The following is a 21,290-nucleotide window of genomic DNA, read 5'->3' as shown; positions in this document are numbered from 1 at the left end:
GTTCTGGATCTGGCGAAGTAGGACAATTGCCGGCTTCACGTCACCATCAGCGACCTTGAATGGCCTTCCTTGCACTTGGTATCAACCACAAGACTGCTTCAGTAGACGTCCGCGAGCGCGTGGCCTTTACGCCTGAGCAGCTGGTGGAGGCCCTGCAGCAGCTCTGCCGGCTCACCGAGAGCCGCGAGGCTGCGATCCTCTCCACCTGCAATCGCAGTGAACTTTATATAGAACAGGATCATGTTTCGGTCGACGCCGTGCTGCGCTGGTTGGCCGAATACCACGATTTGAGCCTTGAAGAACTGCGTGCCAGTGCTTATGTGCATGAAGACGATGCGGCCGTTCGTCACATGATGCGCGTCGCCTCCGGGCTCGATTCGCTGGTGCTGGGCGAGCCGCAGATCCTCGGCCAGATGAAGTCGGCCTATGCCGTGGCCCGCGAGGCCGGTACGGTCGGCCCGCTGCTGGGGCGGTTGTTCCAGGCCACGTTCAATGCCGCCAAGCAGGTGCGCACCGACACGGCCATTGGCGAGAACCCGGTGTCCGTGGCGTTTGCCGCCGTCAGCCTGGCAAAACAGATCTTCAGCGATCTGCAACGCAGCCAGGCGCTGCTGATCGGCGCCGGCGAGACCATCACCCTGGTCGCCCGCCATCTGCACGACCTGGGGGTCAAGCGCATCGTCGTCGCCAACCGGACCCTGGAGCGGGCCAGTACCCTGGCCGAACAGTTTGGCGCCCACGCGGTGCTGCTGTCGGATATCCCGGCCGAGCTGGTGCACAGCGACATCGTCATCAGTTCCACCGCCAGCCAGCTGCCGATCCTCGGCAAGGGCGCGGTGGAAAGCGCCCTGAAGCTGCGCAAGCACAAGCCGATCTTCATGGTGGACATTGCCGTACCCCGGGACATCGAGCCGGAAGTCGGCGAACTGGACGACGTATACCTTTATAGCGTCGACGACCTGCACGAAGTGGTCGCCGAGAACCTCAAGAGCCGTCAGGGCGCGGCCCAGGCGGCTGAAGAGATGATCACCGTCGGCGCCGAGGACTTCATGGTGCGCCTGCGCGAGTTGGCTGCGGTGGATGTGCTCAAGGCCTACCGTCAGCAGAGCGAGCGCTTGCGCGATGAGGAGCTGCAAAAGGCCCAGCGCCTGCTTGCCAACGGCGGTAGCGCCGAAGAGGTGTTGGTGCAACTGGCCCGTGGCCTGACCAATAAATTGCTCCACGCCCCCAGTGTCCAGCTGAAGAAGCTGACTGCCGAGGGCCGCCTCGATGCGCTGGCCATGGCCCAGGAACTCTTTGCCCTCGGTGAGGGTTCACCGGATAGCTTTTCGGATAAGAAATCGCAATGAAAGCGTCACTGCTCAATAAACTGGACACGCTCCAGGACCGTTTTGAAGAACTGACCGCCTTGCTGGGCGATGGCGAAGTCATTTCCGACCAGAACAAATTCCGCACCTATTCCAAGGAATACGCGGAAGTCGAGCCGGTTGTCGCCACCTACAAACAGTTGCTCAAAGTGCAGGACGACCTCGCCGGTGCCCAGGCGCTGCTCAAGGACAGCGACCCGGACCTGCGTGAAATGGCGGTGGAGGAAGTCCGCGAGGCCAAGGAACAGCTGATCGAACTGGAGAGCAACCTGCAGCGCATGCTGCTGCCCAAGGACCCGAACGACGGACGCAACGTGTTCCTGGAGATCCGGGCCGGTACCGGTGGGGATGAGGCAGCGATCTTTTCCGGCGACCTGTTTCGCATGTATTCGCGTTATGCCGAGCGTCGCGGTTGGCGGGTGGAGATCCTCTCGGAGAACGAAGGCGAGCATGGCGGGTATAAGGAAGTCATCGCCCGCGTCGAAGGCGACAACGTCTATGGCAAGCTGAAGTTCGAGTCCGGTGCCCACCGCGTACAGCGTGTGCCGGCCACCGAGTCCCAGGGGCGCATCCACACCTCCGCCTGCACGGTGGCGGTATTGCCCGAGCCGGACGAACAGGAAGCCATCGAAATCAACCCGGCGGACCTGCGGATCGACACCTATCGTTCCTCCGGCGCGGGCGGTCAGCACGTCAACAAGACCGATTCGGCGATCCGCATCACCCACTTGCCTTCGGGCATCGTGGTCGAATGCCAGGAAGAGCGTTCCCAGCACAAGAACCGGGCCCGGGCCATGGCCTGGTTGTCGGCCAAGCTCAACGACCAGCAGACCAGTGCCGCCGCCAGCGCCATCGCCAGCGAGCGCAAGTTGCTGGTGGGTTCGGGAGATCGTTCAGAGCGCATCCGCACCTACAACTTTGCCCAGGGTCGGGTCACCGATCACCGGGTCAACCTGACCTTGTATTCCCTGGATGAAATCCTGGCCGGCGGTGTCGAGGCGGTGATCGAACCGCTGCTGGCCGAATACCAGGCCGACCAATTGGCCGCGATTGGCGAATAAAAGGTGAATACATGACCATCATCGCCAGTCTGCTACGCGCCGCCGAGCTACCGGATTCGCCCACGCCAAAGCTGGATACCGAGTTGCTGCTGGCGGCTGCGCTGGGCAAGTCCCGCAGCTTCCTGCACACCTGGCCCGAGCGAATCGTGCCAAGCGAGGCCGCACTGCTGTTTTCCGAGTACCTGCGTCGGCGTCGTTCCGGCGAACCGGTGGCCTATATCCTGGGGCAGCAGGGCTTCTGGAAACTCGACCTGGAAGTCGCACCCCATACCCTGATCCCGCGCCCCGACACCGAGTTGCTGGTGGAAACCGCGCTCACCTTGTTGCCGGCCACAGCGGCCAGGGTGCTGGACCTGGGCACCGGCAGCGGCGCGATTGCCCTGGCGCTGGCCAGCGAGCGTCGGGCCTGGACGGTCACGGCGGTCGACCGGGTGCTGGAGGCCGTGGCCCTGGCCGAGCGCAATCGCCAGCGCCTGGACCTGGGCAACGTCACGGTGTTGAGCAGTCACTGGTTCAGTGCCTTGGATGGCGAGCGTTTCGAGTTGATCATCAGCAACCCGCCTTATATTGCCGCCGCCGATCCGCACCTGGCCGAAGGTGACGTGCGTTTCGAACCCGCGAGTGCATTGGTCGCGGGCCAGGATGGGCTCGATGACCTGCGCGAGATCATTGCCCAGGCGCCGGCTCACCTGGCGCCGGGCGGCTGGTTGATGCTCGAACACGGTTACGATCAGGCCGGGGCGGTGCGGGATCTGTTGCAGGCCCGGGGTTTTTCCGAGGTCCACAGTCGCAAGGACCTCGGCGGCCATGAACGCATCAGCCTGGGGTGCCTGCCGTGCTGAACGATCAGGAGTTGTTGCGCTACAGCCGGCAGATCCTGCTGCAGCATGTGGACATCGACGGCCAACTGCGTCTCAAGCAGAGTCGTGCATTGATCGTCGGCCTTGGCGGCCTCGGTGCGCCGGTGGCGCTGTACCTGGCCGCCGCTGGCGTCGGCGAACTGCACCTGGCGGACTTCGATACGGTCGACCTGACCAACCTGCAGCGCCAGATCATCCACGACACCGACAGCGTCGGCCTGAGCAAGGTCGATTCGGCTCTGCGTCGCCTCACGGCGGTCAATCCCGAGGTTCGACTGGTGCCTCATCCGACGGCCATGGACGAGGACAGCCTGGCCGCGGCTGTCGCGGCTGTGGATCTGGTGCTGGATTGTTCCGATAATTTCTCGACACGCACGGCGGTCAATGCGGCATGTGTCGTGGCGGGCAAGCCGCTGGTCAGCGGGGCGGCGATCCGTCTCGAGGGCCAGCTTTCGGTGTTCGACCCACGCCGTCCCGAAAGCCCTTGCTATCACTGCCTCTACGGCCATGGCAGCGAGGCCGAGCTGACCTGCAGCGAAGCGGGGGTGCTCGGGCCGTTGGTAGGCCTCGTGGGCAGTCTGCAAGCCCTTGAAGCCTTGAAATTGCTGGCCGGCTTTGGTGAGCCCTTGGTGGGCCGCCTGCTGCTGATCGATGCCTTGGGCACGCGCTTTCGCGAGTTGCGGGTCAAGCGTGACCCGGCTTGCAGTGTCTGTGGTGACGTCCATGCGTGAAGCGCCGGTCGGTGTGCTCGACTCGGGCGTCGGCGGGCTGTCGGTGCTGGGCGAAATCCGTCGGCTTCTGCCCGACGAATCGCTGTTGTACGTGGCTGACTGCGGGCACATTCCCTACGGCGAGAAAACGCCGGAGTACATCCGACAGCGCTGCGCGATCATTGCCGATTTTCTCCTTGGCCAGGGCGCCAAGGCGCTGGTGGTGGCTTGCAATACCGCGACGGTCGCTGCGGTGGCTGATTTGCGTCGCGATTTCCCCCTCTGGCCCATCGTCGGCATGGAGCCGGCGGTCAAGCCGGCCGCCGCCGCTACCCGCAGCGGCATTGTCGGCGTGCTGGCCACCACCGGTACCTTGCAGAGCGCCAAGTTCGCCGCCTTGCTCGACCGTTTCGCCACCGATGTGCAGGTCATCACTCAACCATGCCCGGGGCTGGTGGAGCTGATCGAGACGGGTGACTTGCACAGTCCGGCCTTGCGTCAGTTGCTGCAGCATTACGTTGACCCGTTGCTCGCAGCCGGCTGCGATACGCTGATCCTGGGCTGCACGCACTACCCCTTCCTCAAGCCAATGCTCAAGCAAATGATCCCGGATCACATCAGCCTGATCGACACCGGCGCAGCTGTGGCCAGACAACTCCAGCGCCTGTTGGCCGAGCGCGGATTGCTGGCCGAGGGACCGGCCAGCGAAACGCAGTTCTGGAGCAGTGCGGATCCCACACATTTAAGAAATATCCTACCGATGCTATGGAATTCGTCTGGCCTTGTGCGAAGCTTCAATCTGTAAGCAAAATGTGAAAATTCCGTAAATGCTGCTGAACTTCTGTTCCAGCGCGGATTTCTATACCTTCGTCTGTTTGTAACAAATAACTAACGATGTTCGTTCGGAAAAGGATGTTTCTAATGAAGCGCTTATTCTGCTTTGCCGCATTTGCGGCTGCATTGCTGGGGCACGCCTACACCGCACAGGCAGCGGGTGTCGAGTTCGCGGTCGGCCAGACCAGCGACTCGACCATGACCTATCGCTTGGGGATGCAATTCGATTGGGACAAGAGTTGGTGGCAAAGCGACGTAGGCCGTCTGACCGGCTACTGGAGCGGTGCCTACACTTACTGGGAAGGGGATAAGACGTCCAGTAATCACAGCCTGTCGTTCTCGCCGGTCTTCGTGTATGAATTTTCCGGTGAGAACGTGAAGCCTTACGTCGAGGCGGGCGTGGGCGTTGCGCTGTTCGACAAGACCGAGCTGGAAGATAACAAGCTCGGTAGCTCGTTCCAGTTCGAAGACCGCATCGGCTTCGGCCTGCGCTTCAATGGCGGACATGAAGTGGGCATTCGCGCTACTCATTATTCCAATGCGGGTATCAAGTCGGATAACGATGGCGTGGAAAGCTACGCCCTGCATTACACGATGCCGCTGTAATACCTACCTTGTGGGGAGCAGTTGCTTGCAACGGCGCTGGTGCAGTTGGCATTGATGTCGACTGTGCTACCGCTATCGCGAGCAGGCTCGCTCCCACACTGTTTCGCGGGTAGCCGCAAGTCCGATATCCCCACTGATCCCTGCTCGCGATAGCGGCGGTGATGTTCTACCGATACGCCGTCGTAATCCCGCGGCGCTCCTCAATACACTCCGGCGCTCCCATTTCGAACTCCCGGCAGATCAGCGGGCGCTTTTCGTAGATAGTACACTTCATGCTGTCCCGATCCAGGGCCGCGCACCAGCCGTCATCGAGGCGCAGCATCACTTCCCCGCCCCAATCGTCCGTGGCGATGAAGCGTTGCGGCACACCGGTGTCGGTGATCAACAGCACTTCGAGTTGGCAGCAGCACGCCGCGCACGTCGAACACGTAACGGTTGGTGCAGTGAGATCAGCGAGAGGGATGGTTTCCATGGCGCGCAGTGTAAGGCAAGCGGGCCGCTCAGGGGCGACCCTTGATCGGTGACCAGGCGCTTGCCTGGCAAGGATCGATACCCGCCTGTGTGGTCTGGCCCGAAGGCGGTAATGGCCACAGCGCGGCCACGGCTGTGACAGGGAGGAGCACTTCATGGGGGCGTTCGCCCAACTGGCTCAGGACGTAGGCAGCCATTTCGTCTGCCGATCCTGGTGTGGCCGGAAAGTCCGCCAGGCTCCCAAGCGCGCTATCGAAGTCCGGGCGAACGAGCGTTACGTCGATGTTCTCGGAGGCGCGGGCCGATTCGAACAGATAACGCATTGCTCCGTTGCTGCCCTCGGCGTGAGACGGCGGCAGGTAAGTTGCCGGGCTGATGATTCCCACCAGCAGGGGCGCGGTGCCGGCACGCAGCAATGGTGAGGCTGTTTCGATGCAGAGGCTTGCGACCAACAGGTTGCTGCGCACGATATGTTCGATGAGAGCAGCGTCGGCAAGTTGACCGTTGACGTACTCGGTGGTGCCGGCGTTCAGGATCAGCGTGTCCAGGGCACCCCACTGCTGAGCGATTTGATCGATGATGTCGCGTACCGTCTGGCTGTCGGTCAAGTCGCCAGGCATCGTCAGTATCTGACCTGGATAACGTGCCGAAAGGGCTTCGCAGGATTGAGCCGAGCGTGAGCTGATGGCCAGGTTCGCCCCGGTTTCGAGTATCGCCTGGGCCAACGAAGCGCCGACTCCGTTACCGGCACCCGTTAGCCAATATCGTCGTGGTGGTCTCTGACCCATTCCATACTCCTCTTGATCGGGGCGGTACGCCGCGACGGGTAAGGGGCGCCCAAGACAAGTCCTTGCGTATAGTCTGACTATATCCCGCCTGACTGGGCCTGCACTCCAGATGTCGTTAATTTCACGTTCGCTGATCGCCCGATTTTCCAGCCACGGCCTGTTGCCGCGTCGGCAAATTCCTGAAAGCCCCCAACGCCCGTTCCCGGGATTGGCTGAGATTGACGATCGGAGCCGGGTAGTCCGACCTATCGAATAATCCGCCTATTGGGTTATGGACCTGTTGCTTATCGAGATCGTTCAGCTCCGGTAACCAGCGTTTGATAAACAGGCCGTCACGGTCGAATTTTTCCGATTGGCTCAGCGGATTGAAGATGCGAAACCAGGGCGACGAGTCGGTACCGGTGGAGGCACTCCATTGCCAGCCACCGTTATTGGCGGCCAGGTCTCCGTCGATCAGGTGCTGCATGAAAAAACGCTCGCCTTCGCGCCAGTCGATCAGCAGGTTCTTGCTAAGAAACATCGCAACGACCATCCGTAAGCGGTTGTGCATCCATCCGGTTTCCAATAGCTGACGCATGGCTGCATCGATGATCGGCAGTCCGGTGCGGGCCTGCTGCCAGGCCGCCAGCTCTTCGGGCGCATTGCGCCAGGCCAGGGCTTCGGTTTCCGGGCGGAACGCACGATGACGGGACACACGGGGAAAGCCCACCAGAATGTGTTTATAGAACTCACGCCAGAGCAATTCATTGATCCAGGTCACGGTTCCGGCACTTCCACTCTCGAATTCGCCCTGGTTGGCTTGCAATGCGGCATGCAGGCACTGGCGCGGCGAGACCACGCCCGCCACCAGATAAGCCGAAAGCTGGCTGGTACCGGGCCTGGCCGGGAAGTCCCGTTCGCTTTGGTAAAAGTCCAGGTGTTGATCGACGAACGTGTCGAGGCGCCGCCGGGCTTCGTTTTCACCGGCGGGCCAGAGAGCGCGCAAGGAATCACTGGGGAGAGCAAATCCTTCGACCTCTGTGGGCACCGGGTCGCTGTGGATGCCGGTCGGTGCCTGCCGGGCCGGTGCACGGATCAGCTTCGGCAGTGAAAGGTGCAGGCGGCTGTAGCAGACTTTGCGAAACTGGCTGAACACCTGGAAATAGCTGCCGGTTCGGGTCAGCACGCTGCCGGGCTTGAACAGCAGTTGGTCGAGATAACTATGAAAATCGATGCCCTGGGCTTTCAGGCAACGGGCTGCTTCGGCATCGCGCCGGGCCTCATTCACTCCGTATTCCTCGTTGGCGTGAACGGTTTCGATGTTCAGTTCGCGGCACAGCGTGAGCAGTACCGACGGAGCCTGATCCCAGTGCGGTGCATGGCGGATCAGCAAGGGAATGTTCAGTTCGGCCAAGGCCTTGCTCAGCGCAGCCAGGTTGCGCAGCCAGAAATCGATCTTGCACGGGGCATCATCATGGGCACGCCACTGTGCTGGGCTCGTCAGGTACACCGCCACACAAGGCCCCCGGGCCGCGGCAGCCGCCAGGGCGGTATTGTCGTTCACGCGCAGGTCGCTGCGCAGCCAGATCAATTGCATGGGTTTTTCCATTTCAAAGAAGTGCTCTGCGACTCAGCTCGCGGTAAGCCGCTAACGGGTCTTCGGCCCAGGCGATGTCCTTCATCGAGACGCCGGTGGACAATTTGGCGTGATGGATCGAGGCGGCACTGCCGGCAACGATGATCGGGCAGTCGACTCCATTCAGCAGCCTGGGCAGTTGGGACAGATTCATGGCATGGCTGGAGTACAGCAGTACGCCGCGGGCCTTGAGGCGTTCGACCGCCAAGGCCAGTTCGCCCGCCGGTATCGGCCCGTCGAAGACTTCCACCGGGCAATCGGCGCTGCTCGTCAGCCAGGCGGTGAGCCACAGGCCCGGTTCCAGGGGAACGTCCGACTGGTTGACCAACAGCAACGGCGCGCCGCGTAGCTGACGGTTGTTGTGATAGATCCGGCTGCCGAATTTGCTGCGCAGCCAGGAGTACAGGAACACCCGTTCCAGCTGTGCGCCGAACTGGCCCTGCCAACGCAATTGCAGTTCCTCGAGCAGGGGCAACAGCAACTGTTCGCACACGGTCCAGGGTGGGTACAGGCCCATGGCCTGGTTGACCAGGTCATCGATCTGGCGCTCGGCCAGTTGCGTCACTGCCAGGGTGAGGGCGTGACGCTGGCGCAGCCAGTCGTTGTCCTGCGGATCGGTGGGCGGTTGCGGCGCGTCGAGCAAGGGCTTGATCTTGCTGACCGTCACGCCCCGGTCGATCCAGGTGAGGATGCTCTGGATTCGCTGTACATGTTCGGCGTTGAACAACCGGTGTCCCTTGGGCGTGCGCAACGGTACGATCAAGCCGTAACGGCGCTCCCAGGCGCGCAACGTCACGGCGTTGACACCGGTTCGCCGCGCCACTTCGCGTATGGGCAGCCAGCCGTCTGCCAGGGCCTGGGCGAAATCGCCGCCAAGGTCTTCGCGAGCACTCGAGTCGGTATCGCCTTTCATCAGATGGCGTTCCGCAAACTGAGATTTTCCGGGTGCGGTTGCAGGTAGACCTGCTGCGCCAGATAGGGATCGGGATGCAGGCGAAGATGATGCTTGAGCAAGGTCAGCGGCACGACCAGCGGTACGATGCCGAGACGGTACTGGGCGATGAGATGTTGGACTTCCTGTTTGTCCCCGGCGTCGATGGCACGTTTGAGATAACCGCTCAGGTGCTGCAACACATTGGTATGGGTGCGGCGGGTGGCGCATTTTTTCAGGGCCGTCATCAGTGCGCTGAAGTATCGCGGGCCCAGCTCGTTGGGGTCGGTCTTGCCCATGTTGCCCAACAGGTTGCCCAGGACTTTGTACTGCACAGGGTTATGGGCCATCAGCAGGTACTTGTAGCGCGAGTGGAACGCAATCAGGTCGCGCCGGGTCAGGCCCTTGCGGCGCAGCGCTTGCCAGGCGGCGTAGGCGTACACCCGGGTGAGGAAATTCTCTCGCAGTACCGGATCGTTGAGGCGGCCGTCTTCTTCCACCGGCAGGTCCGGATGGAACTCGCAGAATGCCTGGGCGTAGACGCCACGTCCGCCACCTGGCTGCGACGCACCGTTATGGTCATAGACCTTGACCCGCTCCAGGCCGCATGACGGCGATTTCTGCATGAAGATGTAGCCGCAGATGTCGTCCAGTTCCGCAGCCATCCGCCGGGCGTAATCGGCCAGCGGGCGAGTCACGTTGAGGCCTTGTGTCACCGTGCCGACCACCTCGGGGCGTTCGGGGTTGCCCACCAACCGGATCGGTTCTCTCGGAATGCCCAGGCCGATGGCGACTTCCGGGCAGACCGGCACGAAGTCAAAATGCTCCGCGAGGAGCCGACTGCACAGCTGCGATTGCTTGTGCCCGCCGTTGAAGCGAACTTCTGCGCCCATCAGACAAGCGCTGACGGCGATTTTCGGGCGGATAGCGGCTGAGTCGGACATTGGGACCTCTGGCGTATAAACTTGTACAAGAAGTGATTATTTGTACAATTTTATTCATCATAGATCCATGGCTGTACAAGTCAACCCGGTTTGCAGGGTGGAGAAGCCGCTGGCGTTATTCACGGGCAGGCTGCCGTCTCGTTCGACAGCAGCGGGTGACGCAGGGTGACGCGATCTATTGCAGGCTGGCGTGCAAGCGCCGCGCGGCTTCCTGGCCGCTGAGCCAGGCACCTTCGACCCGGCCGGACAGGCACCAGTCGCCACAGACATACAGGCCCAGGTCGGCATCGGCCAAGGCGCCCCACTCATGGTTGCCGGCAGGGCGGGCATAGAGCCAGCGATGGGCCACGCTGAAGCTCGGCGCGGGCATGGCGCTGTGCAGCAGTTCGGCGAAGGCACCGTGCAGGTGTTCGATCACTGCCTCCTTGGGCAGGTCGATGTGCTGCCGGCTCCAGTCGCTGGTAGCGTGCAATACCCAGGTGTCGAGCGTGCTGTCGCGTCCCGGCTTGCTGCGGTTACGGGCCAGCCAGTCGAGGGGGCTGTCCTGCACGAAGCAGCCTTCCATGGGCGTATCCAGCGCCTGTTCGAAAGCCAGGGCCACGGCCCAGGTGGGGTCCATCTTCACGCCGGCGGCCACCCCGGCGAGTTTCGGCACGGCCGCCAGCAATGCGGTGGCCTGGGGTGCGGGCGTGGCGATGACAACCTGGCCGAAGGGGCCGTGGGTGAAGCCTTCCGCGTCCTGCAAGTGCCAGTGTTCCTGGCCGCGGTAGACCTCGGTGATCCGGCAGGAGAACTGCACATGCAACTTGCCGAGCAAGGCGCGGGTGATGGCGCTCATGCGCGGGGTGCCGACCCAACGGGTCTGTTCGTCCGGGGAGGGGGTCAGTTGTCCGCCCTGGAAATTGTAGAGTTGCGGGTTCCACTCCGCAGCCCAGCCATTGGCCTGCCAGCGCTGGACTTCGGTGACGAAGCGGCGATCACGGGCGGTGAAATATTGCGCGCCCATGTCCAGTGAGCCAGCGTCGCTGCGTTTGCTGGACATGCGTCCGCCGCTACCGTGGCTTTTATCGAAGAGTTGAACGACATGCCCGGCCTCCGTCAGGGCCTGGGCGGCTGAGAGTCCGGCGATGCCGGTGCCGATGATTGCGATGGGTACAGTCATGAGGGCCTCGTTTACCTTTCTGTACAGACTACGCCGTCGTTTAAACCTGTACAATTCGGGTTTTTGGTATAAGTTTTACCGTTCGCGTTTGGACAGGTTGACCTATTGTTAAACACAGACCCTGTCCGATACGAAAAATCCCTGCTTATAAAAATAGACTAGTGGGCCGGGTAAAACGCGCTGCGAGGAACATCTCATGCACATATTGCTGACCGGCGGTACTGGTTTGATCGGGCGTCAGCTCTGCCGCCTCTGGTTGGAGCAAGGACATCGGCTGACGGTATGGAGTCGCCAACCCGCAGAGGTGGCGAAAATCTGTGGAGCGCAAGTGCGGGGCGTCGCCAGGCTCGATGAGATCGACGAGCCGGTGGACGCGGTGGTCAACCTCGCCGGGGCGCCGATTGCCGATCGACCCTGGACCCATAAGCGCAAAATGTTGTTATGGAGCAGTCGCGTTACCTTGACCGAGGTTTTGCTGGCGTGGCTGGAGCGCTGCGAGCAGAAACCCGCCGTGTTGATATCGGGTTCCGCGGTGGGCTGGTATGGCGACGGTGGCGAACGGGAATTGACCGAGGAATCGGGGCCCGTCAGCGAGGATTTCGCCAGCCAGCTGTGCATCGCCTGGGAAGAAACCGCGCAACGGGCCGAGGCCATGGGCATACGCGTGGTACTGGTCCGTACCGGCCTGGTCCTGTCCGCCGAGGGCGGCTTTTTGTCGCGGCTGCTATTGCCCTTCAAACTGGCGCTGGGTGGGCGTATCGGCAATGGTCGGCAATGGATGCCATGGGTCCACATCGACGATCAAATCGCCCTGATTGATTTTCTTCTGCACCGCGATGACGCCAGCGGTCCTTATAATGCCTGCGCGCCGAACCCGGTGCGTAACCGTGATTTCGCCAAGGCCCTGGGACACGTGTTGAATCGGCCCGCCGTGATGCCGATGCCGGAGCTGGTATTGAAAGTCGCACTGGGGGAATTGTCGTCGCTGTTGCTCGGCGGCCAGCGCGCCACGCCGGCCCGGTTGCAGGCGGCGGGTTTCACTTTCCGGTTCACGGATTTGCCTGCGGCGCTGGACGATTTGTCCGGCCGCTTTTGAAATAGGACGTTGCATGACCGATCACGCGTTGCTTCTGGTGAATCTGGGTTCGCCTGCCTCCACTTCGGTGGCCGATGTACGCCGCTACCTCAATCAATTCCTGATGGACCCGTACGTCATCGACCTGCCATGGGCGGTGCGGCGTTTACTGGTGTCGCTGATCCTGATCAAGCGCCCCGAACAATCGGCCCACGCCTACGCCTCGATCTGGTGGGAGGAGGGTTCGCCGCTGGTGGTGCTCGGCCGTCGGCTGCAACAGGCGATGGCCGCCCAGTGGACCCAGGGGCCGGTGGAATTGGCGATGCGTTACGGCGAACCGTCCATTGAGTCGGCACTGGTACGCCTGGCGAGCCAGGGGCACAAGAAGATCACGCTGGCGCCGTTGTACCCGCAATTCGCTGACAGCACCGTCACCACCGTGGTCGAAGAAGCCAAGCGGGTCGTGCGGGACAAGAAGCTCGACGTGCAGTTTTCGATTCTCCAGCCGTTCTACGATCAGCCGGAGTACCTCGACGCGCTGGTTGCCAGTGCCAGGCCCTATCTGATGCAGGATTACGATCACCTGCTGTTGAGTTTCCATGGCTTGCCGGAACGGCACCTGACCAAGCTCGACCCGACGGGATTTCATTGCTTCAAGGATGCCAACTGCTGCAAGAACGCGCCACCGGAGGTTATCGCGACGTGCTACCGCGCCCAGTGCATTCGCACGGCCGAACTGTTCGCCCGGCAGATGGGCCTCAAGGAAGGGCAATGGTCGGTGTCGTTCCAGTCCCGACTGGGTCGTGCCAAGTGGATCGAACCCTACACCGAAGCGCGCCTGGAAGAGTTGGCCAAGAGCGGGGTCAAGAAGGTGATGGTGATGTGTCCGGCGTTCGTGGCCGACTGCATTGAGACCCTGGAGGAAATCGGTGATCGCGGGCGCGAGCAGTTCCGCGAGGCCGGGGGGGAGGAGTTGGTACTGGTGCCATGTCTCAATGACCAGCCGCAATGGGCCGAGGCGTTGAGCACGTTATGCGAGCGGGCGCCGATCGCGCTGTAACATTCAAGGGCCCTATCGCGAGCAGGCTCGCTCCCACAGTGAATTGAGGTTGGTTACAAAATCTGTGTACACAACCGATCCCTTGTGGGAGCGAGCCTGCTCGCGATGGGGCCATCTCAGGCAACGAACATCTCAGATCAGCGGCTCATCCACTTTCTTCTGCTTCCAACCGTCATTACCCGGCAGCAGCAGGTTCAGCCCGATCGCCACCACCGCGCACAGCGCGATGCCTTTGAGGCCGAAGTCATCCGGGCCGGTGCCGGTCCCCACCAGCACGCCGCCGATGCCGAACACCAGCGTCACCGAAACGATCACCAGGTTGCGCGCTTCGCCCAGGTCGATCTTGTGGCGGATGAGGGTGTTCATGCCCACCGCCGCAATCGAACCGAACAACAGGCACAGGATCCCGCCCATGACCGGTACCGGGATGCTTTGCAGCAGCGCCCCGAACTTGCCGATGAAGGCCAGGGCGATGGCAAAGATCGCCGCCCAGGTCATGATTTTCGGGTTGTAGTTCTTGGTCAGCATCACCGCGCCGGTGACTTCGGCGTAGGTGGTATTGGGCGGGCCGCCAAACAGGCCGGCTGCGGTGGTGGCGATGCCGTCACCGAGCAGGGTCCGGTGCAGGCCGGGTTTTTTCAGGTAGTCGCGACCGGTCACGCTGCCCACCGCAATCACCCCGCCGATGTGCTCGATGGCCGGCGCCAGGGCCACTGGCACGATGAACAGGATCGCCTGCCAATTGAACTCAGGGGCGGTGAAGGCCGGCAGGGAGAACCATGGTGCGGCGGCGATCTTGGCGGTGTCCACCACGCCGAAGAAAAACGCCATGGCGAAGCCCACCAGCACGCCGGAAATGATCGGCACCAGACGGAAGATACCTTTGCCGAACACCGCGACAATCAGCGTGGTGAGCAGGGCCGGCATCGAAATCATCATGGCGGTCTGGTAGTGAATCAGCTCGGTACCGTCGCCGGCCTTGCCCATCGCCATGTTCGCGGCAATCGGCGCCATCGCCAGGCCAATGGAAATGATCACCGGGCCGATGACCACCGGCGGCAACAGCCGATCGATGAAACCGGTGCCCTTGATCTTCACGGCCAGGCCCAGGAAGGTGTAGACGAAACCGGCCGCCATCACGCCGCCCATGGTCGCCGCGAGGCCGAACTGGCCCTTGGCGAGAATGATCGGGGTGATGAAGGCAAAGCTCGACGCCAGGAACACCGGCACCTGCCGCCCAGTGACGACCTGGAACAGGATCGTTCCCAGGCCCGCGGTAAACAGCGCGACGTTCGGGTCCAGCCCGGTGATCAACGGCATCAGCACCAGGGCGCCGAAGGCGACGAACAGCATCTGTGCACCGGACAGCACCTGGCGCCAGAGCGGATCGTTGAACTCGTCCTGCATGCTCAGGCGTCCTTCTGCTTGGTGCCGAAGATCTTGTCGCCGGCATCGCCCAGGCCCGGGATGATGTAGCCGTGCTCGTTGAGCTTCTGGTCGATGGAAGCGGTATAGATGGTCACGTCCGGGTGAGCGTCCTGGACCACCTTGATGCCTTCGGGGGCGGCAACCAGAACCATGGCGCGGATGTCGCGGCAACCGGCTTTTTTCAGCAGGTCGATGGTGGCGACCATGGAACCGCCGGTGGCGAGCATCGGATCGATGATCATGGCCAGGCGCTCGTCGATTTCCGGCACCAGTTTTTCCAGGTAGGTGTGGGCCTGCAGCGTTTCCTCATTGCGAGCCACGCCCACGGCGCTGACCTTGGCGCCGGGGATCAGGCTCAACACGCCCTCGAGCATGCCGATGCCGGCGCGCAGGATCGGCACCACGGTGATCTTCTTGCCGGCGATTTTCTCCACCTGGACCGCACCGGCCCAGCCGTCGATCTCGTAGGATTCCAGCGGCAGGTCTTTGGTGGCTTCGTAGGTGAGCAGCGCACCGACTTCCTGGGCGAGTTCGCGGAAGTTCTTCGTGCTGATATCGGCGCGGCGCATCAGGCCGAGTTTGTGTCTGATCAGCGGATGGCGGATCTCGAGGATGGGCATGGGGAAGGCTCCGGCGGCGGGCAAAAAAACCGGGCTAGATTAATCTATCCCGAAGGCTTGTCCTATAGACAATACAGAACGTTAGTCCACAAACCCTTGATCTGGCCGGACGGGATGCGTACCTTTGCCCGCTTTTCCGACCTGCCACCCCTGGAGAGCGACATGTCCGCTGATCTCGAACACATCCGTCAAATCATGGCGGAGGCTGACTGCCTGTACACCGAAGCCGAAGTCGAAGCGGCCATTGCCCGGGTCGGTGCGCAGATCAACGACCAGCTGGCCGATTCCAACCCGGTGGTGTTCTGTGTCATGAACGGTGGGCTGATCTTCTCCGGCAAGCTGCTGACCTACCTGAACTTCCCGCTGGAGGCGTCGTACCTGCATGCCACCCGTTATCGCAACGAAACCAGCGGCGGCGACCTGTTCTGGAAAGCCAAGCCGGAAGTCTCGTTCATCGACCGCGACGTGCTGATCATCGACGACATCCTCGACGAGGGGCACACCCTGGGCGCGATCATCGATTTCTGCCGGCATGCCGGCGCCCGCGCCGTGCACACCGCCGTGCTGATCGACAAGGACCACGACCGCAAGGCCCGTCCAGACCTGAAGGCCGATTTCGTCGGCCTGCCGTGCATCGATCGCTACATCTTCGGTTATGGCATGGACTACAAAGGTTACTGGCGCAACGCCAACGGTATTTTCGCCGTCAAGGGCATGTAATCGATGACTCGGTCGAGCTTCCTGGATCAAGCGCTGTTCGATGAACTGGCCGAGAAGGCTGCCGATAGCCCTCGCGGGCGGCAGCACCACAACTTCCATCGGATGGACGAACCCTGCCATCGTATGGCTGTGGGGTTGCAACCGTCCACGTACATTCCGCCCCATCGTCACCTCAGTGCCGACAAGGCAGAAACTCTGCTGGTACTCAGGGGGCGCCTGGGTGTGTTGATCTTCGACGACGCCGGTGCGGTGACGGACAAGCGCATCCTTCAGGCCGGAGGCGATTGCCTCGGGGTCGACCTGCCGGCGGGCGTGTATCACGGCCTGGTGGTGCTGGAAGCCGACAGCCTGATGTTCGAGTGCAAGGCCGGTCCTTACCGGCCCGTGGGTGAGGGCGAGCTGGCCCACTGGGCGCCCCGCGAAGGCGAGCCGGGCGTGGCGGAATATCAGGCGTGGATGCGTGCGCAGTTCGACTGAGACCTGTCGATGTCTGGAACAGGTCAGGTAGAACTGGTTTCAAGCCAGCGCTCACTCTTGATCCGCGCCTGCTCCAGGGTCTGTACATACGCCAGTTTGCGCTGCTCGCGATGAATGCCGGCGCGGCGCAGTTTCAGGCGCACCCGTGGCGCGGTGGCGACCAGGATCAGGCCGATGTTCTGTTTGCGATAGTCCTTCAGGATATTTTCAAAGGCCGCCAGTGCAGTCATGTCGAGCATTGGCACGGCGCTCATTTCCACTACCACGACGCGGACCCCCGGATCGAACCGGCGCAGCACATCCAGGGCCTTTTCTGCCGCACCGAAGAACAGCGGGCCGCGAATCCCGTAGCAACGCACATGCTCAGGCATGTCCTGCAAGGCTTGATGAAAGTGCCGCGGCAGTTCGGCGCTGTCGGTCAGTTCGCTCATGCGCTTGATGAACAGCCCGGCCGCCAGCAGCAGGCCGACGGAGACCGCCAGGACCATGTCGAACAACACCGTCAGGCCCAGGCAGGTCAGCAGCACCAGTACATCGCTGCGCGGGGCGATGCGCAGGGTGTGCAGCACGTGTCCGGCTTCGCTCATGTTCCAGGCAACCATCACCAGCAGCGCCGCCAGCGCGGCCATGGGCAGGTAGCTGAACAGCGGCGCCAACAGCATGATCGCCGCCAGTACCACCAAACTGTGGATAATCGACGCCAAGGGCGAAGACGCGCCGCTGCGCACGTTGGTGGCGCTGCGGGCAATCGCGGCGGTGGCGGTGATGCCGCCGAACAGCGGCGCCACCAGGTTGCCCAGGCCCTGGCCCAACAGCTCTGCGTTGGGATCGTGCTTGCTGCCGGTCATGCCGTCCGCCACCACGGCGCATAACAGCGACTCGATGGCACCGAGCATGGCGATGGCGAAGGCGGGTGACAGCAACTGTCGGATCAGGTCGTAGGACAGCACCAACGGTCGCCCCTGGCCGTCAGGAAGATTCCAGGGCCAGTCGAAGCTCGGCAGGAACGGTGGAATCCCGGGGTGGCTGATGCCGTTGACCACATAACTGAAGCGTTCCCCCAGCGTCGCCACTGACCAGCCGCCGCGCTCCAGCGCCAGCCCCAGCAGTGCGCCGACCAGCAGGGCGACCAGGTGGCCTGGCACCCGCGGAACCCAGCGTGGCCAGACGATCAAGACTGCCAGGCACACGGCACCGATGAGGCTGTCACCGAGGTGGGCCCCCGGCAGTGCCACGATCAGCTCGCCCAGTTGTTCGATGTAGTGTCGGGCCTGGCCGGCAGTCGTCAGGCCCAACAGATCCTTCAGTTGCAGGGTGGCGATGACCACGCCGATGCCGGCGGTGAAACCGAGGATGACCGGATAGGGGATGTACTGGATCAACCGCCCGGCGCGCATCAATCCCAAGGCGATCAGAATCAGCCCGGCGAGCATCGTGCACAGCAGTAGGCCGCCTAGCCCGTACTGCTGGGTGATGGGCAGCAGGATCACCACGAATGCCGCCGTCGGCCCGCTCACGTTGAAACGCGAGCCACCGGTCAGGGCGATCAGCGGTGCGGCCACCAACACGGTGTACAAGCCGTGTTGCGGCGGTACGCCCACCGCGATTGCCAGGGCCATCGCCAGGGGAATGGCGATGATCCCGACCGTCAGCCCGGCCACCAGGTCGCCGCGCAAGCGTTCAAGGGTATAACCGGCCCGCCAGCTTTGACGCCAGGCGGCGAATAGCGGTGGAGCGGAGAAGGACATGGGCACTCCTCAAAAATGAATGGGCAAAGACACCGGACCTGCCGGACACCAATCCCTGTGGCGAGGGAGCTTGCTCCCGCTGGGCTGCGTAGCAGCCCCTGGCTGTTTTTGCGATTGCTGCGCAATCGAGCGGGAGCAAGCTCCCTCGCCACAAAGGCATCGCCACTGATTTCAGGATGATGGCCCTTTGAGTATGCCTCCTGCAATGGCCGGCAGTATTGACCCGTATCGTTTATTTTTACCGACCATGCTCATGCTAGAGTGCCGGGCCAAGATCCCGGAGCCTGTCATGACTGTATCGATCCGCCGCCGTGCCGCCTTGCTTCTGATTTCCAGCCTGCCGCTGGTGGCCGTTGCCGCGCCGATGCACAGCCAGTTCCTGCCGCCCGATGACCTGACGGTACGCCAGGAACAGCCCGAACAGCAGCAACTGCTGCAAGTCACCGAATACTCGGTGGTAGTGGGTAATCAACGTCAGTCCAACCAACAACCGATACCGGTGACGTCGCCGCTGCTGGTTCGCCTCAAGGGCAAGCCCCTGAACAAGGGCGCCACCCTCAATCAGGTGATCCTCAGCTTCGATGGCGAAAGCAAGAGCCTGAAGAAACCGGTCTTCGACGAGGCGAGCAAGACCCTGACCCTGTCTTATCCACAGGCGCATTATCGGGCGATCATCGATCTGCTGCGCAACGATACGGTGTACGTGCAGTTCCTCAGCTACGCCAACGGCCACGTCTGGGCCGACCTGCACACCGGAGCGGTACGCTCGCGTTGAGCCCCGGGGCTTGCCGAGGGTAAACTGCCCGCCCCGTGAACTGTGCGAGTTGGAGCCGGCTATGCGTAAAGACAAGAAACAAGTGATTGGTGACGAGATTGGCGATGAACAGATCAAGCTGTTCCTCAATTTCGAACCGGCCGATGCCACTTCGCCGTCGTTGCACAAACTGATCAAGGGCTACCGTGGCCTGCGGGTCGATGATTTCGAGCGCTTCCTGACCTTCTTCGTCGAAGCCGGCTATGACCTCAATGGCAAGGATGAGCACGGTAACGATTTCGTTGCGCTGATCCAGGATCAGCGCAACGCCGAGGATTACATCGAGTTGTTCAACAAGGCACGCGGCTGAGCGTGTCATAGCGAATTTAAACGCCTCTCAGAGCGCTTGATCGCCTTCTGGCGAAACACGCGTCAAGTTCAGCGTGAAAGAAGCACAAAAAAGCCTCCATCAGTTGGAGGCTTTTTGTTTATAGCGAGACAGTATCAGGCGTAGCTTTGAGCCTTGCTGTCTTCAACCAGTCCCAGCGCGATGTTGTTCTGCGCGTTGATCTTGCGATACAGCGCCGCGTCGGTTTCCAGCACTTTTTCCCGGGCCGGGAAGATTTCCGCGAGCTTGGCGGCCCACTCTCCCTTGGCTTTGTCCGGGAAGCAGCGCTCGATCAGGTCCAGCATGATCGACACGGTCACCGAAGCGCCTGGCGATGCGCCGAGCAGGGCGGCGAGGGTACCGTCCTTGGCTGCCACCAGCTCGGTACCGAACTGCAGGACGCCACCTTTCTTCGGATCTTTCTTGATGATCTGCACCCGTTGGCCGGCCACTTCCAGGCGCCAGTCCTCGGCTTTCGCCTCGGGGTAGAAGCGGCGCAGGGATTCCAGGCGCTGCTCCATGGATTGCATCACTTCGCTGATCAGGTACTTGGTCAGGTCCATGTTGTCCCGGGCTACCGCCAGCATCGGGCCGATGTTGCCGGCGCGTACCGACAGCGGCAGGTCCATGATCGAGCCGTGCTTGAGGAACTTGGTGGTGAAACCGGCATAGGGTCCGAACAACAGGGATTTCTTGCCATCAACCACGCGGGTATCCAGGTGCGGCACCGACATCGGTGGCGAGCCCACCGCAGCCTGGCTGTAGACCTTGGCCTGGTGGTGCTTGACCACTTCCGGGTTGTCGCAACGCAGCCATTGGCCGCTGACCGGGAAGCCACCGAAGCCCTTGCTTTCCTCGATGCCCGAGGCTTGCAGCAACGGCAACGCGGCGCCACCGGCACCCAGGAAGACGAATCTGGCATCGACGTCACGGCTGCTGCCGGAGTTGACGTCCTTGATGCTCACGGTCCAGCCGCTGCCGTTGCGCTTGAGGCCGGTGACGCGCTTGCAGTACTTGACCTGGGTGTCGGGGGCGCTGGTCAGGTGCTTGAGCAGTTGGTTGGTCAGGGCGCCGAAGTTGACGTCGGTGCCGTTCATGACCCGGGTGGCGGCGATGACTTCGTCGGCCGGACGACCCGGCATCATCAGCGGCATCCACTCGGCCATCTTGCCTTTGTCTTCGGTGTATTCCATGTCGGCGAAGGCGTGATGCTGGCTCAGCAGTTCGAAGCGCTTCTTCAGGAACGACACGCCTTTTTCGCCCTGCACGAAGCTCAGGTGCGGCACCGGGGCGATAAAGGACTTGGAGGAGCCGAACGTGCTTTTCCGGGTCAGGTACGTCCAGAACTGCTTCGACACCTCGAACTGGGTGTTGATGTGCACGGCTTTCTTGATGTCGACACTGCCATCGGCCGCCTGCGGTGTGTAGTTCAGCTCACACAACCCGGCGTGGCCGGTACCGGCGTTGTTCCAGGGGTTGGAACTCTCCGCGGCACCGGAATCCATCAGCTCGACGACTTCCAGCGAAATCGCGGGGTCGAGCTCCTTGAGCAGCACGGCCAGGGTGGCACTCATGATGCCAGCCCCTACCAGAACTACATCGACTGCTTCGTTATGCGCCATTTAACGCGTCTCCAAAATCTGCAGCACCAAATTGTCGGCATAGCGGCCA

The 21,290-nt window shown here is 62.1% G+C and carries 22 protein-coding genes; 12 read left to right on the top strand and 10 right to left on the bottom strand.

The annotated features are described in order from the left end of the window. Positions 1-59: 59 nt before the first annotated feature. The 6 genes from hemA to N005_RS12090 all read left to right on the top strand — a co-directional run bounded on the left by hemA (position 60) and on the right by N005_RS12090 (position 5,438). Positions 60-1,349: a glutamyl-tRNA reductase gene (gene hemA / locus N005_RS12115; protein ID WP_047701406.1), complete on the top strand. Its 1,290-nt coding sequence runs from the start codon at positions 60-62 to the stop codon at positions 1,347-1,349. Then, the gene (prfA, locus tag N005_RS12110; protein WP_047701405.1) at positions 1,346-2,428 is read left to right on the top strand and encodes a peptide chain release factor 1; all 1,083 of its coding nucleotides are present in this window, start codon (positions 1,346-1,348) and stop codon (positions 2,426-2,428) included. The genes hemA and prfA overlap by 4 nt, the downstream gene beginning before the upstream one ends. Positions 2,429-2,439: 11 nt before the next feature. After that, complete coding sequence (gene prmC / locus N005_RS12105; RefSeq protein WP_047701404.1) at positions 2,440-3,270, top strand: peptide chain release factor N(5)-glutamine methyltransferase; 831 nt, start codon at positions 2,440-2,442, stop codon at positions 3,268-3,270. Continuing rightward, positions 3,264-4,019, top strand: a complete 756-nt coding sequence (locus N005_RS12100; RefSeq protein ID WP_047701455.1) for a molybdopterin-synthase adenylyltransferase MoeB — start codon at positions 3,264-3,266, stop codon at positions 4,017-4,019. Before prmC ends, N005_RS12100 begins: the two co-directional genes overlap by 7 nt. Continuing rightward, on the top strand, positions 4,012-4,803 hold the full coding sequence (murI, locus tag N005_RS12095; RefSeq protein WP_047701403.1) for a glutamate racemase: 792 nt from the start codon (positions 4,012-4,014) through the stop codon (positions 4,801-4,803). Before N005_RS12100 ends, murI begins: the two co-directional genes overlap by 8 nt. 116 nt (positions 4,804-4,919) lie before the next feature. Further along, the gene (locus tag N005_RS12090) at positions 4,920-5,438 is read left to right on the top strand and encodes an acyloxyacyl hydrolase (RefSeq protein WP_047701402.1); all 519 of its coding nucleotides are present in this window, start codon (positions 4,920-4,922) and stop codon (positions 5,436-5,438) included. A 166-nt stretch (positions 5,439-5,604) separates the two neighbouring features. Here N005_RS12090 and N005_RS12085 read toward each other — a convergent pair whose 3' ends face one another. The 6 genes from N005_RS12085 to N005_RS12060 all read right to left on the bottom strand — a co-directional run bounded on the left by N005_RS12085 (position 5,605) and on the right by N005_RS12060 (position 11,349). Beyond that, positions 5,605-5,910 (bottom strand): YkgJ family cysteine cluster protein, encoded by a 306-nt coding sequence (locus N005_RS12085; protein WP_024778144.1) that lies wholly within the window; start codon positions 5,908-5,910, stop codon positions 5,605-5,607. A 28-nt stretch (positions 5,911-5,938) separates the two neighbouring features. Continuing rightward, positions 5,939-6,697 (bottom strand): SDR family NAD(P)-dependent oxidoreductase, encoded by a 759-nt coding sequence (locus N005_RS12080; RefSeq protein ID WP_047701401.1) that lies wholly within the window; start codon positions 6,695-6,697, stop codon positions 5,939-5,941. A gap of 121 nt (positions 6,698-6,818) precedes the next feature. Further along, positions 6,819-8,273: a deoxyribodipyrimidine photo-lyase gene (gene phrB, locus N005_RS12075; RefSeq protein WP_047701400.1), complete on the bottom strand. Its 1,455-nt coding sequence runs from the start codon at positions 8,271-8,273 to the stop codon at positions 6,819-6,821. 13 nt (positions 8,274-8,286) lie between these two features. Next, positions 8,287-9,225, bottom strand: coding sequence for a MerR family transcriptional regulator (locus N005_RS12070; protein ID WP_047701399.1), 939 nt, complete (start codon positions 9,223-9,225; stop codon positions 8,287-8,289). After that, a complete protein-coding gene (locus N005_RS12065; protein WP_047701398.1) occupies positions 9,225-10,187 on the bottom strand; it encodes a YbgA family protein in 963 nt (320 codons plus the stop codon). The genes N005_RS12070 and N005_RS12065 overlap by 1 nt, the downstream gene beginning before the upstream one ends. Before the next feature lie 175 nt (positions 10,188-10,362). Next, positions 10,363-11,349, bottom strand: a complete 987-nt coding sequence (locus N005_RS12060; protein ID WP_047701397.1) for an NAD(P)/FAD-dependent oxidoreductase — start codon at positions 11,347-11,349, stop codon at positions 10,363-10,365. A 196-nt stretch (positions 11,350-11,545) separates the two neighbouring features. On the opposite strand from N005_RS12060, the gene N005_RS12055 reads away from it, so the two are divergent. After that, positions 11,546-12,445: a TIGR01777 family oxidoreductase gene (locus N005_RS12055; protein WP_047701396.1), complete on the top strand. Its 900-nt coding sequence runs from the start codon at positions 11,546-11,548 to the stop codon at positions 12,443-12,445. A 13-nt stretch (positions 12,446-12,458) separates the two neighbouring features. Then, positions 12,459-13,484, top strand: coding sequence for a ferrochelatase (gene hemH, locus N005_RS12050; RefSeq protein ID WP_047701395.1), 1,026 nt, complete (start codon positions 12,459-12,461; stop codon positions 13,482-13,484). Positions 13,485-13,616: 132 nt separating this feature from the next. On the opposite strand, the gene N005_RS12045 is transcribed toward hemH, so the two are convergent. Both N005_RS12045 and upp read right to left on the bottom strand, forming a co-directional pair. Beyond that, positions 13,617-14,891 (bottom strand): uracil-xanthine permease family protein, encoded by a 1,275-nt coding sequence (locus tag N005_RS12045; protein ID WP_047701394.1) that lies wholly within the window; start codon positions 14,889-14,891, stop codon positions 13,617-13,619. 2 nt (positions 14,892-14,893) lie between these two features. Continuing rightward, positions 14,894-15,532 carry a uracil phosphoribosyltransferase gene (gene upp, locus N005_RS12040; protein WP_024778135.1) on the bottom strand — a complete coding sequence of 213 codons (639 nt, stop codon included), beginning with the start codon at positions 15,530-15,532 and terminating at the stop codon, positions 14,894-14,896. Positions 15,533-15,694: 162 nt separating this feature from the next. Here upp and N005_RS12035 point away from each other — a divergent pair, with 162 nt between their 5' ends. Together N005_RS12035 and N005_RS12030 are read left to right on the top strand one after the other, a co-directional pair. Further along, a complete protein-coding gene (locus tag N005_RS12035) occupies positions 15,695-16,252 on the top strand; it encodes a hypoxanthine-guanine phosphoribosyltransferase (protein WP_041020499.1) in 558 nt (185 codons plus the stop codon). Positions 16,253-16,255: 3 nt separating this feature from the next. Further along, entirely contained in the window at positions 16,256-16,729 is a 474-nt protein-coding gene (locus tag N005_RS12030) for a WbuC family cupin fold metalloprotein (protein ID WP_047701393.1), read from the top strand. Between the two features lie 23 nt (positions 16,730-16,752). On the opposite strand, the gene dauA is transcribed toward N005_RS12030, so the two are convergent. Beyond that, positions 16,753-18,477: a C4-dicarboxylic acid transporter DauA gene (gene dauA / locus N005_RS12025; protein ID WP_047701392.1), complete on the bottom strand. Its 1,725-nt coding sequence runs from the start codon at positions 18,475-18,477 to the stop codon at positions 16,753-16,755. Between the two features lie 289 nt (positions 18,478-18,766). Here dauA and N005_RS12020 point away from each other — a divergent pair, with 289 nt between their 5' ends. Both N005_RS12020 and N005_RS12015 read left to right on the top strand, forming a co-directional pair. Next, the gene (locus N005_RS12020) at positions 18,767-19,252 is read left to right on the top strand and encodes a hypothetical protein (protein ID WP_047701391.1); all 486 of its coding nucleotides are present in this window, start codon (positions 18,767-18,769) and stop codon (positions 19,250-19,252) included. A gap of 61 nt (positions 19,253-19,313) precedes the next feature. Continuing rightward, entirely contained in the window at positions 19,314-19,601 is a 288-nt protein-coding gene (locus N005_RS12015; protein ID WP_047701390.1) for a PA4642 family protein, read from the top strand. Positions 19,602-19,735: 134 nt separating this feature from the next. On the opposite strand, the gene mqo is transcribed toward N005_RS12015, so the two are convergent. Next, complete coding sequence (gene mqo / locus N005_RS12010; protein ID WP_047701389.1) at positions 19,736-21,241, bottom strand: malate dehydrogenase (quinone); 1,506 nt, start codon at positions 21,239-21,241, stop codon at positions 19,736-19,738. Positions 21,242-21,290 lie beyond the last annotated feature (49 nt).

Source organism: Pseudomonas mediterranea CFBP 5447 (assembly GCF_000774145.1).
Lineage (GTDB): Bacteria > Pseudomonadota > Gammaproteobacteria > Pseudomonadales > Pseudomonadaceae > Aquipseudomonas > Aquipseudomonas mediterranea.
Note: the sequence above shows the minus strand (reverse complement) of the source record. Positions and strands in the feature narration are given on the sequence as shown.